Origin of the sequence: Litchfieldella xinjiangensis, from assembly GCF_000759345.1 — a bacterium.
In the GTDB taxonomy this organism is placed as follows: domain Bacteria; phylum Pseudomonadota; class Gammaproteobacteria; order Pseudomonadales; family Halomonadaceae; genus Litchfieldella_A; species Litchfieldella_A xinjiangensis.
In genome coordinates, this window is record NZ_JPZL01000003.1 from 365,250 (window position 1) to 380,287 (window position 15,038).

The window sequence follows — 15,038 nt, forward strand, 5'->3', positions numbered from 1 at the left end:
CCTCGCTAGGGTCAGGCGGAATGGTGACGAAAACGCTGGATTGCCAGCCCCAGCGGGAGCACGACCCAGCCCACCAGGATCAGCACCGGCCAACTGGGGTGGAAGGCGCCGTCACTGGCGATGGCGGTAATCCCGCTGGTGATCTGGGTCGCTTCGAAGCCGGCCAGGATAATCAGGCGGAAGCAGTCGGCGGGGTTGAGCAGCAAGAGGTAGGGTAACCAGTCGCCGCCTTGCTTCATGCCGACCAGCAAGGCCAACAGGGCCAGGTCGAAGACCAGCACGAACAGGAACCAGACCCCCAGCGCCAGCCCGGCGGCACGGGCCTTCTCGTTGACGGAAACGCTGATGAGGTAGGCGAAGGCCAGGAATACCCAGCCCAGCAGGATGCTGCTGCCGATCAGCCGAGCCATGGCCAGCGACAACTCGGCCAGATCCCCGCCACCCCCCAGGGCGATGGCGATACCCGCAATGCCGAAGCCGGCCACGGTGGCAACCGCCAGGATCAGTCCGTGTCCGAGGAACTTGCCGAGCAACAGGGCCGAACGGCTCAATGGATAGGTGAGCAGCAATAACAGGGTGCCGGCTTCCTGCTCGCCCACCACGGCGTCATAGGCCAGCAGCAGGGCGATCAGGGGAATCAGGAACACCGCCAGGGTCGATAGGCTGACCAGGGTCGTGGCCAGCGACGTGAAGCCCAGGCCACCGCTGGCGGCAGCACCGAAGTAGGCGATTCCCACCGCCAGAATGGCAAGGATGACGGCAATCGCCAGCACCCAGCGATTGCGCAGGCCATCCTGAAACTCCTTGCGAGTGACAATGGCAATGGCGTTCATGGTGTGCCTCGTGAGGTCTCGGAGATGCGGCCGGAGAAGTGTGTATAGAGGTGTTCCAGGGTGGGCGGCAGCAGCTCGATATCCTCGACGCCGGGGGTATCGGCCAGGCGACGCAGGACGATCATCTTGTCCTCGGCGGGGACGCCGATTTCCAGCTGCTTGCCATTGAGGTGACGCGGTTCCACCCGCGCCTCCCCCCAGCCCTGCGTCCAGTCGATGCCCGTCCAGTGTCCCTGGGCCCGCACGGTCATCGGCAGTCCCGCGTCCTCGCGAAGCTCATTGAGACTGCCGAGGGCCAACCGCTTGCCGCCCCCCAGGATCAGGGCGCGGTCGATGTAGGGTTCGATCCCCGGCAGCACATGCGACGACAGCAGCACGGTGCAGCCGTTGTCGCGCAGGGTACGTACCGCGTCGTAGAAATCCCGGGTGGCGGCCGGGTCGAGGCCGGTGGTGGGTTCATCGAGCAGCAGCAGGCGAGGATCCCCCAGCAGTGCCTGGGCCAGGCCGAGGCGCTGGCGCATGCCCTTCGAGTAGGTCTTCACGCGGCGTTGTGCGGCATCGCTGAGGCCCACACGTTCAAGTAGCTCATCGGCCTGGGATCGGTCTGTGCGCTTCAAGCGGGCAAAATAGCGCAACACCTCACGACCACTGAGCTGTTCGTAGAAACTCACGTTTTCCGGAAGGTAGCCGAGTTGCCGTCGCAGTCGCTCGGCATGCGGCCCGGCCGGGGCGCCACCCAGCACGCTCACCTGCCCCTCGCTGGGGGCGATCAGGCCGAGGATCAGTTTCATGGTGGTGGTCTTGCCGGCGCCATTGTGGCCCAGCAGGGCCATCACTTCGCCTTCGCGAACCTCGAGGTCCAGGCCATCGAGCCGGACCAGCGGGCCGTGACGCTTGGTCACGCGATTGAAGGTAATCACAGCGGTCATGGGGCAAGTCCCTCCACGGCGGGGTCATGCATCAGCGGGGCACTATCTTTCACCCCCGGAGGACGAAACACGGGAAATTCGCGCTGGACCCAGCGCAGCGCCAGCACCGCCGGGCTGTCCATCAGCAGCCGCGCGACGGGATAGCGCCACAGCAGGCGATCCATGGCGTCGTTGGGCTCATGCGGGGTGTCACCGATGCCGTCGTCGGACAGGTCCCAACCCAGGTAGTCGCTCCAGTAATTGCCCGACCAGTCCTGCTCGCGAGTAGCGACATACATCACCTGCTGGCGGTTGGCGATGAAGGCATTGCCTGCCATGACATTGTCTTCCGAGCCGGCGGTGAGATGGATGCCGATGTCACTGGCCTCGAAGCGATTGTCCTCGAAGCGGTTGAACTGCGAGTTGTAGACGAAGATGGCTTTGCCATCGCCACCGCTGATGCGCCCTTCGCCATCGGCGCCGAGGGGTTGGGTGACGCCGACGATGCGATTGCCTTCAAGCCGCGAGTCGGTGATATTGTTCATCAGGATGCCGTAGTTGTCGTCGTAGATGGAGTGGTTGCCGACGACCTCGAGCCGCTTGGATTGCATCAGGGCGTACCCGGTCCGGGTCCCGCGCGTGACGTTGTCTTCCAGGCGATTATCGAATGAATACATGTAGTGCACGCCGTATCTCAGGTCATGCAGATGATTGTCGCGCAGCACGTTGTGGCGGCTGCTGTCGAGATAGATCCCGTCGCGGGTCTGCGCGACGTCGTTGGCTTCGATGACGGAGTGGCTGACGTTGAACAGGTGAATGCCGTTGCCTCGGTCTTGGGAGCGGCGTTCCCGGTCGCCGCGGATGCGGTTGCCGATGACCCGGACATCGCGGGTGCCGTCGAGCCACACGCCGAAGCCCGGTCCCTGCAGGTGATTGTCGCGAATCTCGCAGCCATGGGCCTCGCGCTTGACGAAGATGGCGGCATCGAGCGCGGTCAAGTCGTGTCCCCAATGCTCGATGCGAAGCCCCTCCAGCACGCAGTCTGATGCGCTGACCAGCACGGCATGGCCTTGCCCACCGGCATCGAGGATGGCCCCCGGCTCGCCCTGCACGTGCAGGCGGCGGTCGATCGTGACCTGCCCGGGGTAACGCCCTGCAGGTAGTACCAGGCGGTCGCCGTCACTGGCGCGTGCGATCAGTGGCTGTAGCGGTTCCCCTGGGGTCGCGGTCCATTGGGCCGCGTGCAGGACCCCCGCCATACTCATCAGCCAGAGCATGACGATGAGCCTGATACCGAGCGTTAGGGGGCGTGACATGGCACTCTCCAGATGCGGGCCGACGTTGCCGGCCCGCCAATGGCCGTCAGGCCGGTTCGACCAGCATGCGGCCGGTCATTTCCATGTGCATGGCGTGGCAGAACCAGTTGCAGTAGTACCAGTGCACGCCTGCGCGGTCCGCAGTGAAGGTGACGCTGGCCGTCTGCTGCGGCCCGATCTCCATTTGTACCCCATGATTGACCACGCAGAAGCCATGGGTGAGATCCTCGACCCGGTCCAGGTTGGTGACCACCACCGTGACCTCATCGCCCTGCTTGACCCGGAACTCGGTCAGGCCGAAGGTCGGCGCGATCGAGGTCATGTAGACGCGAACCTTGTTGCCGTCACGAATCACCTTGCTTTCCTGCTCGAGATTGACGCCGTCGGCCTTGGCCATGGCGACCGTGTCGGCGAAGAACGGATCGTCACGCTGCCACACCTTGAGCGGATTGATCTGGTCGGCACGCACCAGGATGCAATCGTGCGGTTCGGCATAAGTGGGGCCGTCGTGGATGAGCTTCATTTCCTCGCCGGAGATATCGATCAACTGGTCATTCTCGGGACGTAGCGGCCCCACCGGCAGGAAGCGGTCCTTGGAGAACTTGCTGAGCACCACCAGCCATTTGCCATCGGCGTCGCGCGACTCGGTGAGGCTGGCATGGTTGTGGCCGGGCTGGTAATGCACGTCGAGCTTCTGGCGCAGATAGGTGACGTCCTCGCCGTTATAGTGGCGAATCGCGTCCTCGATGTTCCACTTGGCGACCTGGCTGTCGATGAACAGCGTGGTATAGCCGTTGCCACGTCCGTCGAACGTCGTATGCAACGGCCCCAGGCCCAGTTCCGGTTCGCCGACCACGGTGTCGCGTGGCTCGATATTGTCGTTGAACAGATCGGGCAGCTTGTCGATGGCGATGATGGTCACCGTCGGCGAAAGCTTGCCGTTGGCGATGAAGTACTTGCCGTCCGGCGTGGTATTGAGGCCGTGCGGGTTCTTGGGCACCGGAATGTAGCGAGTGAAGGCCGAGCCCTTGCGACCGTCGAGGACCGGCACGCTGCTGTCGCCCAGCGTCTTGTAATCGCCCGCGCTCACTGCAGCCTCGATGGCCTCGACATCGAAGACCACCACCCAGTCGCGCTCGTTGCGCATGGTCTCGGCCAGGGTCATGCCCTTTTCCGAGTTGTAGCAGGTCGCCCCCACGAAGCGGCCGGTGTAGTCGGCGTCGGTGTTGTCGAGGTTGCCGTCGACGATCACCTGCCAGGCCACGTCCATGCTCTCGGCATCGACCGCGTTGAACATGGTCCAGTAGTCCTCGGGGCTGTCGAGGTCGCGGCCGTCGTTGACCTGAGGAATCGGCAATTCACCGTTACAGAACACGTACTTTGTATGCGGGACCTTCTGCAGGCGCAGGCCGTGGATGGCCTGGACGTTGGGAATGGTGGTGATGCGATCGGTCTTCATCACGTCCAGGCGAATGCGCGCCACACGGGTATTGGCCTTGTCGTTGATGAACAGATACTTGCCGTCGTAGCGGCCATCGGTCATCGAGATGTGCGGGTGGTGGGAATCGCCATTGAGGAAACGTGCGGAGTCGCCGAGGATGCGGCGCGATTCGTTGGTGATCCCCCAGCCGGTGGCGCTGTCGGTATTGAATACCGGGATACGCATCAGCTCGCGCATCGAAGGCACCCCCAGCACGCGCACCTCTCCGGAGTGACCGCCACTCCAGAAACCGTAGTACTCGTCGAGCTCGCCCGGGGCGATGTTGACACCGTTGGCGGAAGCGGCTTCAGCGTGACGGCTGCTCAACAGGCTGGCGCCGCCCAGCCCGCCGATCAGGCTGGCACCGGCAACCCCGGCGGCGCTGGTCATGGCGGTATTGCGCAGGAAAAGGCGACGGCCGAGATTCTGGAGGGTGTCTTGATGGTCGCTCATGCTTCATTCCTCATTGACGATGGGGATACGCTGCAGTCCGGCCTGTTTGCCGTCGTCAGTCGCCGTCCCGGGATAGGTCTCGACACGCCCTGCACGCGAAGACACTCTGGCCGCCTTTTCGAAGCGCTTGCGACGCTTGACCATGGGCGGGCAACGCTGGTCGTCGTGGTAGGTCACCTGGCAGTCGAGACAGTAGTGGCACTCGTTGGCATTGATGCGGCCGTCGGGATGTATGGCGGCCACTTCGCATTCGTTGGCGCAGATCTGGCACGGAGTGCCGCAGCTACCGCGGTGGCGCTTGAGCCAATCGAACAGGCGCAGGCGCGAGGGGATCGCCAGCCCGGCGCCCAGCGGACACACGTAGCGGCAGTAGAACTTGTGATTGAAGGCGGATACCGCAACCAGCGCCAGGGCATACAGGACGAAGGCCCAGTCGCGCTGGAAGCGCAGGGTAATGGCGGTCTTGAACGGCTCGACCTCGGCGTAGCGCTCGGCGGTGCCCAGGGAGTGCAGGGACACGGCGAATAGCGCCAGCAGGATGATGTACTTGATCGCCCATAGGCGCTCATGCAACCCGAAAGGCACCTCGATCTGCTTGACGCCGAGCTTGCGTGCCGCCTGGTTGACCAGGTCCTGCAGCGCCCCGAAGGGGCACAGCCAACCGCAGTACACCCCGCGGCCCCACAACAGCAGGCTCACCGCCACGAACGACCACAGGATGAACATCATCGGATCGATCAGGAACGACGCCCAGCTGAAGTCGGTAATCAACGAATTAGTGAAGGTCAGGATGTTGACCACCGACAGCTGGGCCAGGGCATACCAGCCGATGAAGACCAGGGTGTAGACCTTGAAGGCCAGGCGCAGGGGCCCGAGGATTTGCGGGCGCCGGGTCAGCACGTCCTGGAACAGCATGATCGCGGTCAGCAGGGTCAGGCCTGCGCCGAGCACGGCGATCTGGAAGGTCTTGTCGCGCCATACCTGGACCCAGATCGGCTCCTCGACCACCGGCTCGGGCCGCTCGACATAGGCCTCGGGAATCGAATAGTCGGCACTGAAGCGGGTGAATTCGGACGCCAGTGGGCCGGAGGCACGGCGTACCAGCAGTTCGAGCTGCCAGGGGCGACCGGGGTCGAAACCGGCCGACTCGCGGATGATGAACATGTCACGCTCGGCCAGTTCGGGCATGCCCGCCAGGTCGAGCCGTCCCAGGCGTTCATGGTCGAGATCGTGGAAACTGACGGTACGACCGTCCTGGATCACCTCGATGCGGTCGAAGATACCGCCGCGCACATACCCCGAGCCCTTGAAGGAGTAGTCGCCAATCGCCAGCAGGGCGATGGCGTGTTCGCCTTCCTCGAGCGACGCCATCAGCGAGTCGTAACCCCGGTCGCCGAGCAGGTTACGCCCCACGCTGGGCGCGTTCAGGTAGGTGTAGTAGAGATCGATGAATGTGCTGTCGGCCGGCTTGCCGCTCTGTGTGCCTTCAGCCGGGGTGCCGACGAAGGCGGCGTCGACCTCGCCATGGGTCAGGTGCAGCCGGCGGATGCTGCCGTCACCGGTCAGTGTCTGCCAATCCGCGGCCTCGAAGGTGTCATAGCGCACGCGGGCCGGTGGCAGTGCCGAGGGATCGGCAATCATGCCCAGGCTGGCCGCTACCTGGCGGGCCGAACGCAGGATCGTGTCGTTGGCCACGATCACCGTGACCGTAGCGCCGGAGATGGCATCGAGGTTGTCGCCGATCTTCAATCGCGTGGTCACGCCATGGCCGACATGGGCCGAGGCGAAGTCCTGAAGCCGCTGCTCGGGAATCCCCACCAGCATGATGGGCTCGGCATGGTCGAGCACCCGGGCGAGGACGATGCGCGTGTCAGTGTCGATACCCACCAGCAGGTTGATCGGCTTGCCGGAATAAGCCGGTACCGGGGCGATATCGACACTCTCGTAGACATGCCCCAGCAGCGTGTCGCCGGCATACACCGCGCTCACAGGGAGCGGAGTATCGGCGGTGGAGAGACGGTTGGCGGTGGGAAAGCCCTCCTGCACCTGGGCCAGTTCAATGGCCTGGACGGGAAGCACCACGAGCCATGCCAGGAGCCAGAGTAAAAGGGTGAGGCTAACGCGCCGCAGGGACATCCCGATCTCCAAGACAGAGGGGTTACTGAGTCGGTTCGACCAGGTAGTCGACGGCCGCCGTCACCTGCTCCTCGCTGAGCCCCATCTGGCCGCCCTTGGGAGGCATGGCGTTAAACCCGTTGATGGCATGGTCGTAGAGCGTCTCGATGCCTTTCTCCAGGCGAGGCGCCCACTGTTCTGCATTGCCACGGATGGGGGCGCCAGCGGCACCGGTCATGTGACAGGCCATGCAGGCCTGGTTGTAGACGGCTTCGCCGTCGGCGTCCGCCTGCGCCGTGGCGGTGAAAGCGAGCGCGGCGGCGCCGAGCAGGACGCTGACAGTCAGGGTTCTCATAAAATGTCTCCAGTATGCATCTTATCGGCCTATAATTTGCCCGGCTCGGGAACCTCCGGCCAGGCATGCGTTCATGATGCCAGCCAAACTTACGTCGAAACTTGACCCCGATCAAAGTGTCATCGGAGGTACCCCTTAAGCTTCCACGACTACCCCTTAGGGGGACCCGACCGGCACTGGCGGGTATGTCATACTCCCCGGCATGCGGTGGCTTTCCGGGTTACGCCGCGACTTTCTAGAGGTTGTTTCACGCCATGTCAGACGCTCTGCAGTTCAATCGCCCGCTGGTCGAGAAGTACGACCGCCCGGGGCCGCGCTACACGTCCTATCCCACCGCGCCGCAGTTCCATTCGGCGTTTGCCGAGGATGACTACCGCGCCGCCGCCGAGCGCAGCAACCGGGTCGCCACGCCCAAGCCGCTGTCGGCCTACGTGCACATTCCGTTCTGCAAGAGCCTTTGCTACTACTGCGCGTGCAACAAGATCATCACCCACAACACCGATCGGGCCGCGGAATACCTGGATTGGCTGAAGCACGAGATCGCCGTGCAGGGGGCGCTGTTCGACAATTCACGGCGCATGACCCAGCTGCACCTGGGTGGGGGGACGCCGACCTACCTGACCAACGCTCAGCTCGGCGAGCTGATGGCCGCGCTCGACGAGGCGTTTCACTTCGCCCCGCCGGAGGCGCGTGAGTTTTCCCTCGAGGTCGATCCGCGCACGGTGTCGCCGATCCAGATTCACGAGCTGCGTGCCCTGGGCTTCAATCGCTTGAGCTTCGGCGTGCAGGACTTCGACCCCGACGTGCAGAAAGCCGTCAATCGGGTACAGAGCGAGCAACAGGTGGTCGAGCTGGTGGCCGCGGCCCGCGAGGCGGGGTTCCAGTCGGTGAGTGTCGACCTCATTTACGGACTGCCGCTGCAGACCGTGGCGAGCTTCGACACCACGCTGGACAAGATCATTGCGCTACGCCCCGATCGCATCGCGGCCTACAGCTATGCGCACCTGCCGGAGCTGTTCAAGTCGCAGCGCTTGATCCGGCCCGAGGACATGCCGCCTCCCGAGCGCAAGCTCGAACTGCTGGAACTGACCATCCAGCGACTGTCCGAGGCCGGCTACGTCTATATCGGCATGGATCACTTTGCGCTGCCCGACGACGAACTCACCCTGGCGCGCGAGAACGGCACCCTGCAGCGCAACTTCCAAGGCTATTCGACACATGCCGACTGCGACCTGATCGGCCTGGGAATTACCGCCATCGGCAAGGTCGGCGATTCCTACAGCCAGAACGTCAAGGAGACCGCCCAGTACCAGGCGCGTCTGGAAAGCGGGCGACTGCCTGTGATGCGCGGTTATCGACTAAGCGACGACGATCGCCTGCGTCGCGATGTGATCAACGAACTGATGTGTCACGGCCGGATCGATTTTGCCGCCATCGAACGGGCTTACGGGATCGACTTCCCGGACTACTTTGCCGAGGCGCTCGCCGAGCTGCGCGAGCCCGAAGCCGATGGCCTGATCGAACTCGACGATACCTCGCTGACCGTGCTGCCGGCGGGCCGGCTGATGATGCGCAACCTGGCGATGGCCTTCGACGCGTATCTCAACCCGGCCCAGCAGCGTTTCTCGCGCACGGTATAACGCTGGCGTACGGTATGTAGATGAGGCCAGTGGCGCGCTAGGTGCGCTTTTCCAAGTACTCCTTCAGCGCCACGGCATTGTTGTATTCGGTCTCCTTGGCGCCGAATACCAACGTCAGCTTATGTCCGTCGCATGCCTTGAGCATGTCGTCGATGGCGCGCTTCTGCTTATCGAGCTCCTTATGATAGCGTTGCCGGAACGTATCCCAGCGCTGTGGATCGTGCTTGAACCACTGGCGTAGCTTTTTCGAGGGCGCCAGTTCCTTGCGCCACTCATCGAGCTCCAGGGCTTCCTTGCGTCGGCCCCGCGGCCAGATGCCATCCACCAGCACGCGATAGCCGTCACTCTTTTCCGGCGTATCGTAGGCGCGCTTGCATTGGATATCGCTGGGGGTTTTCATTTGCTCCTCCCTCGGGTTTTGGCGATCACTTTCGGCGGTCAGTATAGATACGTTACTGCCTCTCGTCGGGATGCCATCGACCGTCGATCGAGCCACTGAGGCTTTCAACGCAGCCAGGCCCCGGCCGAGCCGGATTCCGCTGACACCGAAGCCATCATCGGCCTAAATTTTGACGTATCAACCGTTGACCTCAACGCCGATATGTTGTGTCCTGTCCCCCGGTTTGGTCTATATGTGGTGTTTATAGCTGCGATGGACCTGCCAAAAGACCTTGACTTGAGTCAGGGCGTTCGTCGCCCTGGGCGGCTAGGATTTGCGCTTCGCAGACCCGAGAGGAGCGTTGCTATGCCCGCATTGCCCGTACCGTTTTTTCCCTTGCCGGCCCTGCCGCTGGCGCGCCTGGTTCGCATGCTGGACCCGCGTGTGCCGTTGGCCGTCAAGCGCCGCCTGGTCGAACCCGTGCTCAATCGCACCTTCGCCGTGCCTCTGGCCGACGGCGAGTTCGATGTCCTGACGGGGCGGCATCTCACCCTGATCCTCGACGATCTCGGTGTGAGCTTCACGCTGGGCCTCGAGGCGGGGCGCCTTTGTCTTTGCGAGGGTGCGGGCGAAGCGACGATTCGCGGCGACTGGCGGGCCTTCCTCTGCCTGGCCACCCGTCGTGAAGACCCCGACAGCCTGTTTTTCCAGCGGCGCCTGGCGATCGAGGGCGATACCGAACTGGGCCTGCTGGTCAAGAACCTGCTCGATGGCCTGGAAGAGGGGCTCGCCCAGGGACGCCTGGGCGATTGGCTCATGCGCGTCGAGACCCTATCGCGCCGTACCCGTGATTGATATTTCCTTCTTTATAGCCTCCTCTGGAGACCCGACATGAGCACGACTGCCAAGGCCGCCAAGAGTTCCAACGATGTCCCGCTGCAGGTCCCCTCGCGAGACATCTGGGATTCCAAGTACCGTCTGAAGGACCGCCATCAGCGGCCCGTCGACAAGGATATCCAGGACACCTTCGACCGGGTGGCGCGTGCCCTGGCCGCCGTCGAGGGTGACCAGGCCAAGGCGTGGCTGCCCAAGTTCCGTTGGGCGCTGGAGCACGGCGCAGTGCCGGCGGGGCGCATCCTCTCCAATGCGGGGGCTGACGACTACAAGCCGGCGGTGAGCCTGATCAACTGTACCGTGTCGCGTGCCATCCACGACTCCATGCACGACATCCTCGGTGGGGTGGTCGATGCGGGCATGACCCTCAAGGCCGGTTGCGGCATCGGCTACGATTTCTCCACGCTGCGCCACAAGGGGGCCTTCGTGTTCGGGGCCGGTGCCGGTACCAACGGCCCGCTGGCGTTCATGGATATCTTCGACAAGATGTGTTTCACCGTAGCCTCGGCGGGCGGTCGTCGTGGTGCGCAGATGGGGACCTTCGACGTGGGTCATCCCGATGTCGAGGCGTTCATCGAAGCCAAGCGTGAAGCGGGCCGGCTGCGCCAGTTCAACCTGTCGCTGCTGATCACCGACGAATTCATGGAAGCGGTCAAGAACGACGCCGACTGGCCGCTGGCCTTCCCGCTGCATGGTGGCGAGAAAGAGGACGTGCGTGCCGAGGACCTGATCTACCGCGACTGGCCGGTGATCGAAGAGGGCTATAGCGTCGATGACCAGGGGCGAGTCGCCTGCCGGGTGGTCAAGACCATCAAGGCGCGCAAGCTGTGGCATACCATCATGCACTCGACCTACGACTATGCCGAGCCGGGGTTCATCCTGATCGACCAGGTCAACCGCATGAACAACAACTGGTTCTGCGAGGAGATCCGCGCCACCAACCCCTGCGGCGAGCAACCGTTGCCGCCCGAGGGCGCTTGCCTGCTGGGTTCGGTCAACCTGACCAAGTTCGTCATCGATCCGTTCAGCGAGGCGCCGCGCTTCGACTGGGAGCGCTATCGCAAGGTGGTGGCGATTTTCACCCGCATGCTCGACAACGTGGTCGAGATCAGCGGCCTGCCCCTCGAGGGCCAGCGTCGCGAGATCGAGTCCAAGCGCCGTCACGGCATGGGCTTCCTGGGACTGGGCTCGACACTGACCATGCTCAAGATTCCCTACGGCTCCCCGGAGTCGCTGGCCTTCACCGACGAGGTGAGCAAGACCATGGCCATCGAGGGCTGGAAGCAGGGGCTGGAGCTGTCGCGCGAGAAGGGCATGGCGCCGGTTCTCGCCGAGGAGTTCGAGATCACGCCCAAGATGCTGCGCGAACGCCCGGAGCTGGCCAAGGACGGTTACGAGATCGGCGACAAGGTGCCCGGTCGTATCCTGCATGCCCGCTACAGCCGTTACATGCAGCAGATCGCCGAGATCGAGCCCGAACTGGTGGCGGCGCTGGCCGAGAACGGCGCGCGCTTCACCCATCACTCGTCGATTGCGCCGACCGGCACCATTTCGCTGTCGCTGGGCAACAATGCTTCCAACGGCATCGAGCCGTCGTTTTCGCACCGCTACTTCCGCAACGTGATCCAGTCGGGCAAGAAGAGCAAGGCCCAGGTCGAGGTGGTGTCGTTCGAGCTGGCCGCCTATCGCCACTTCGTCGCCGCCGACGCCGTCGAGAGCGATCTGCCCGATTATTTCATTACTGCCGATGCGGTCACGCCGGAGCAGCACGTGGCCGTGCAGGCCGCGGCCCAGCAGTGGGTGGATTCGGCCATCTCCAAGACCGTCAACGTGCCCACTGATTTCCCCTTCGAGCAGTTCGAGGATCTTTACCTCAAGGCCTACGAAAGCCGGCTCAAGGGCTGCACGACCTTCCGTTTCAACCCCGAGGCCTTCCAGGGCGTGCTGGTGCGCGAAGAGGATCTCAAGGGCACGACCTATGTGTTCCAGCTGGAAAACGGCGAATCGCTGGAGCTCAAGGGCGACGAGAAAGTCATGTACGAGGGCGAGGAGCACACTGCAGCGAACCTGTATGACGCAATCAAGGAGGGCACCTATGGCAAGTGGTAAGCCACGCCCAATTGCGCTCGTGACGGTCGTGAGCGGCTGTCACCCCAGCGTCAACACCCAACTTTCCGCAGGAGCCTGCTGATGGCTGTCGAAATCAACTCCAAGATCGTCTCGCTGAGCATCAAGAAGCCGGGCGAGGAGGCCCCGACCCAGGGCGAACTGCCGCTGGTCGACGAGAACCCCCTGACGCTGCGCATTCCCACGCGGCCCGAGGGCACGCTGGAAGCGGTATCGGAGAAGATCTCCTACGTCGGTGCCGAGGGGCGCAAGAAGGTCTACCTGCTGGTCTCGTTCATGCCGGTGGAAGGCGTGTTGGGTGGCAAGCGCGTGGTGATCGAGCGTCCGGTGGAGTTCTTCTTTCCCTCAGGCCAGCTCTCCAGCGAGCACCAGTGGATCACTGCCACCATGCGCAGTCTGTCGTTGGCCGCGCGGGGTGGCTACGTCACCCAGGCGGTGGCCGACCTGCGCAAGGTGGCCTGGGACAAAGGCCTGGTGCGTTGCGGCATGAACCGCTGGAACAAGCCCATGTTCCATGATTCGGAAGTCGCCGCCATCGCCTGGTCGATCCAGCAGATCCTCTATCGTCGCGGGTTCCTCGATATCGATGGCAACCAGGTGCCGGTGGAAGAGCTGGTCAAGCGCTATGCCCAGCGGCTGGCCCATGGCCACCCCTGGCAGCCGCCCGAACCCGAGGATGACGTGCAGCCGCAGGTTCAGACGGCCGCAAGCGCCCCCCAGGGCGACGGCCCCACAGTGGTGGGACACTGCCCCGAATGCCGTGGCGAGCTGATCATGATGGATGGCTGTCCGACCTGCTACGCCGGGTGCGGCTGGTCCAAGTGCGGTTGAGCATGCAATAAAAAAACCTCGGGGTGAGTCTAACGCCCCGAGGTCCTTTCGCGTTGATCAGGCCCCCTTACAGGGGCCGTAACTCACGCCTTCTTGCCGCCATCGAACGAGATATCCAGACGAATCTGGCTGTCGCGTGGTGGCAGGTTGACCACCTCGATGGCATGTTCGGCCATCTTGCGACGCAATTCTTCGTACTCCTGGCCGCTGCTCTCCTTCAGTTTGGCCAGTTGATTCTCGCTGATGTCCTGGCTGCCCAGGTAATTCTTGGCCTTCTGGCGCAGGGCATCGCCCGTCTCCCCGCTGATCAGCTGGTGAAATTCCTCATCGGCCATGCCGGCATTCTCTATGATGATTTCCATTCATCGCTCCTTTCATTCCCAAGGGTGAACCGCGCACTGTCATGTGCTGCCTTCAAGCTAGACCTCCGTAGGGCATGCGATCAAATTCATCGCTGGGAGACTATGATGGCGTTTGTTGCAATCAGCTTGGGAGTTCCCCTGCGTGTTCAATCGGCTCGATCTGCCTGCCCTGCTCTTGGGTATCGCTTCCACCCTGGCCGGCATCGGTCTGTCGCGTTTCGCTTACACGCCATTGTTACCGGCGCTGGTCGAGCAGGGCTGGTTTACCGCTTCTCAGGCGGCCTATCTGGGAGCGGCTAACCTGCTGGGCTATTTCATCGGTGCGCTCAGCGGCCATGCCTTGTCCGAGCGATTTCCTCCGCGCCGTGTGTTGGTGTGCGCTTTCGTCGTCATCGGGCTGAGCTTTCTGTTCTGCGCGTGGCCCGGGGCCTTCGGCTGGTTCTTTGTATGGCGACTCGCCGCAGGCATTGCCGGCGCCGTGCTGGTCGTGGTCGGGCCATCCCTGGCGCTTGCCGCGACTCCCGTGAGCCGGCGCACTCAGGTCGGTGCGATGGCCTTCATGGGAATAGGCCTGGGGGTGCTCTTGTCGGCCACGCTGGTCCCCCTGTTCATGACACTCAGTCTGACGGCAACCTGGCTGGTCCTGGGGCTAGCCGGTCTGCTCGTCGGCTGGCTCGGTGATCGCGGCATGGCGACACTTCCCGCACCGCCCCCAGCCCCCTCCCGAACCGACGGGCACTACGGTACGCATCATGTGCCCATGGCCGTGGTGTGCCTGGTCATGGCGGCCTATGCGTTGGATGGCGCCGGGTTCGTTCCGCATACCGTGTTCTGGGTCGATTACCTGGTCCGTGAGGCGGCGCTGGGGCAAGCGACCGGATCGCTGCAGTGGGCACTGTTCGGCATCGGCGCGGTACTTGGGCCGTTGCTGGCAGGCCTGACGGCCAGGCGCCTGGGATGGCACGGCGCCCTGGCGTCGGCGTTCATGCTCAAGGCCTTGGCCGTGGCCCTGCCGCTGGTCTCCCTGGCCCTCGTCAGCCGCTCGCTCTCCTCGCTGCTGGTGGGGGCGATGATCCCGGGGATCGTGGCGCTGACCTCAGGGCGTCTGGCGGAACTGGTGGGCCCCCAGGCCCACAAGCGGATGTGGGGCTGGGCCACGGCAAGTTTCGCCGCCGCCCAGGCGCTGTCGGGCTATGGCATGTCGGCCTGGTATGCCACGCTGGGGAGCTATCTACCACTGTACGCGCTGGGGGCCGCCCTGCTGGCTGCCGGCGGGTGTCTCGTCCTCGTGAGCCGGCGGGTCGGTAAGCACCGCCCCGCCGCGCCAATGTCTCAGGGAGATTGA

Annotated in this window: 13 protein-coding genes; 5 read left to right on the forward strand and 8 right to left on the reverse strand. The window is 63.7% G+C overall.

Annotated elements, in window-relative coordinates:
- Nucleotides 1-11 precede the first annotated feature (11 nt).
- From JH15_RS13930 to JH15_RS13955, 6 genes are read right to left on the reverse strand one after another with little or no spacing between them, the layout of a single operon-like run.
- Entirely contained in the window at nt 12-833 is an 822-nt protein-coding gene (locus JH15_RS13930; RefSeq protein WP_043531355.1) for an ABC transporter permease, read from the reverse strand.
- The gene (locus JH15_RS13935) at nt 830-1,762 is read right to left on the reverse strand and encodes an ABC transporter ATP-binding protein (protein WP_043531356.1); all 933 of its coding nucleotides are present in this window, start codon (nt 1,760-1,762) and stop codon (nt 830-832) included. The genes JH15_RS13930 and JH15_RS13935 overlap by 4 nt, the downstream gene beginning before the upstream one ends.
- Nucleotides 1,759-3,057, reverse strand: a complete 1,299-nt coding sequence (locus JH15_RS13940; RefSeq protein ID WP_081949037.1) for a nitrous oxide reductase family maturation protein NosD — start codon at nt 3,055-3,057, stop codon at nt 1,759-1,761. Before JH15_RS13940 ends, JH15_RS13935 begins: the two co-directional genes overlap by 4 nt.
- A 46-nt stretch (nt 3,058-3,103) precedes the next feature.
- Entirely contained in the window at nt 3,104-4,990 is a 1,887-nt protein-coding gene (nosZ, locus tag JH15_RS13945; protein WP_043531357.1) for a TAT-dependent nitrous-oxide reductase, read from the reverse strand.
- Nucleotides 4,991-4,993: 3 nt separating this feature from the next.
- On the reverse strand, nt 4,994-7,126 hold the full coding sequence (gene nosR, locus JH15_RS13950; protein ID WP_043531358.1) for a transcriptional regulator NosR: 2,133 nt from the start codon (nt 7,124-7,126) through the stop codon (nt 4,994-4,996).
- Between the two features lie 22 nt (nt 7,127-7,148).
- Nucleotides 7,149-7,460, reverse strand: a complete 312-nt coding sequence (locus JH15_RS13955; protein ID WP_052384127.1) for a c-type cytochrome — start codon at nt 7,458-7,460, stop codon at nt 7,149-7,151.
- 254 nt (nt 7,461-7,714) lie between these two features.
- Between JH15_RS13955 and hemN the strand changes: the two genes are divergently transcribed.
- A complete protein-coding gene (gene hemN, locus JH15_RS13960; protein ID WP_043531360.1) occupies nt 7,715-9,100 on the forward strand; it encodes an oxygen-independent coproporphyrinogen III oxidase in 1,386 nt (461 codons plus the stop codon).
- A gap of 37 nt (nt 9,101-9,137) precedes the next feature.
- Here hemN and JH15_RS13965 read toward each other — a convergent pair whose 3' ends face one another.
- Entirely contained in the window at nt 9,138-9,500 is a 363-nt protein-coding gene (locus tag JH15_RS13965; RefSeq protein WP_043531362.1) for a DUF488 domain-containing protein, read from the reverse strand.
- Between the two features lie 345 nt (nt 9,501-9,845).
- Between JH15_RS13965 and ubiT the strand changes: the two genes are divergently transcribed.
- The 3 genes from ubiT (at nt 9,846) to JH15_RS13980 (ending at nt 13,331) form a co-directional block, all read left to right on the forward strand.
- Nucleotides 9,846-10,334: a ubiquinone anaerobic biosynthesis accessory factor UbiT gene (gene ubiT, locus JH15_RS13970; protein WP_043531364.1), complete on the forward strand. Its 489-nt coding sequence runs from the start codon at nt 9,846-9,848 to the stop codon at nt 10,332-10,334.
- 36 nt (nt 10,335-10,370) lie between these two features.
- Nucleotides 10,371-12,482 carry an adenosylcobalamin-dependent ribonucleoside-diphosphate reductase gene (locus JH15_RS13975; protein WP_043531366.1) on the forward strand — a complete coding sequence of 704 codons (2,112 nt, stop codon included), beginning with the start codon at nt 10,371-10,373 and terminating at the stop codon, nt 12,480-12,482.
- Between the two features lie 81 nt (nt 12,483-12,563).
- The gene (locus JH15_RS13980; protein WP_043531368.1) at nt 12,564-13,331 is read left to right on the forward strand and encodes a hypothetical protein; all 768 of its coding nucleotides are present in this window, start codon (nt 12,564-12,566) and stop codon (nt 13,329-13,331) included.
- Between the two features lie 83 nt (nt 13,332-13,414).
- Here the strand turns inward: JH15_RS13980 and JH15_RS13985 are convergent, their stop codons facing one another.
- The gene (locus JH15_RS13985) at nt 13,415-13,693 is read right to left on the reverse strand and encodes a hypothetical protein (RefSeq protein WP_043531370.1); all 279 of its coding nucleotides are present in this window, start codon (nt 13,691-13,693) and stop codon (nt 13,415-13,417) included.
- A 142-nt stretch (nt 13,694-13,835) separates the two neighbouring features.
- On the opposite strand from JH15_RS13985, the gene JH15_RS13990 reads away from it, so the two are divergent.
- Entirely contained in the window at nt 13,836-15,038 is a 1,203-nt protein-coding gene (locus tag JH15_RS13990) for a YbfB/YjiJ family MFS transporter (RefSeq protein WP_043531372.1), read from the forward strand.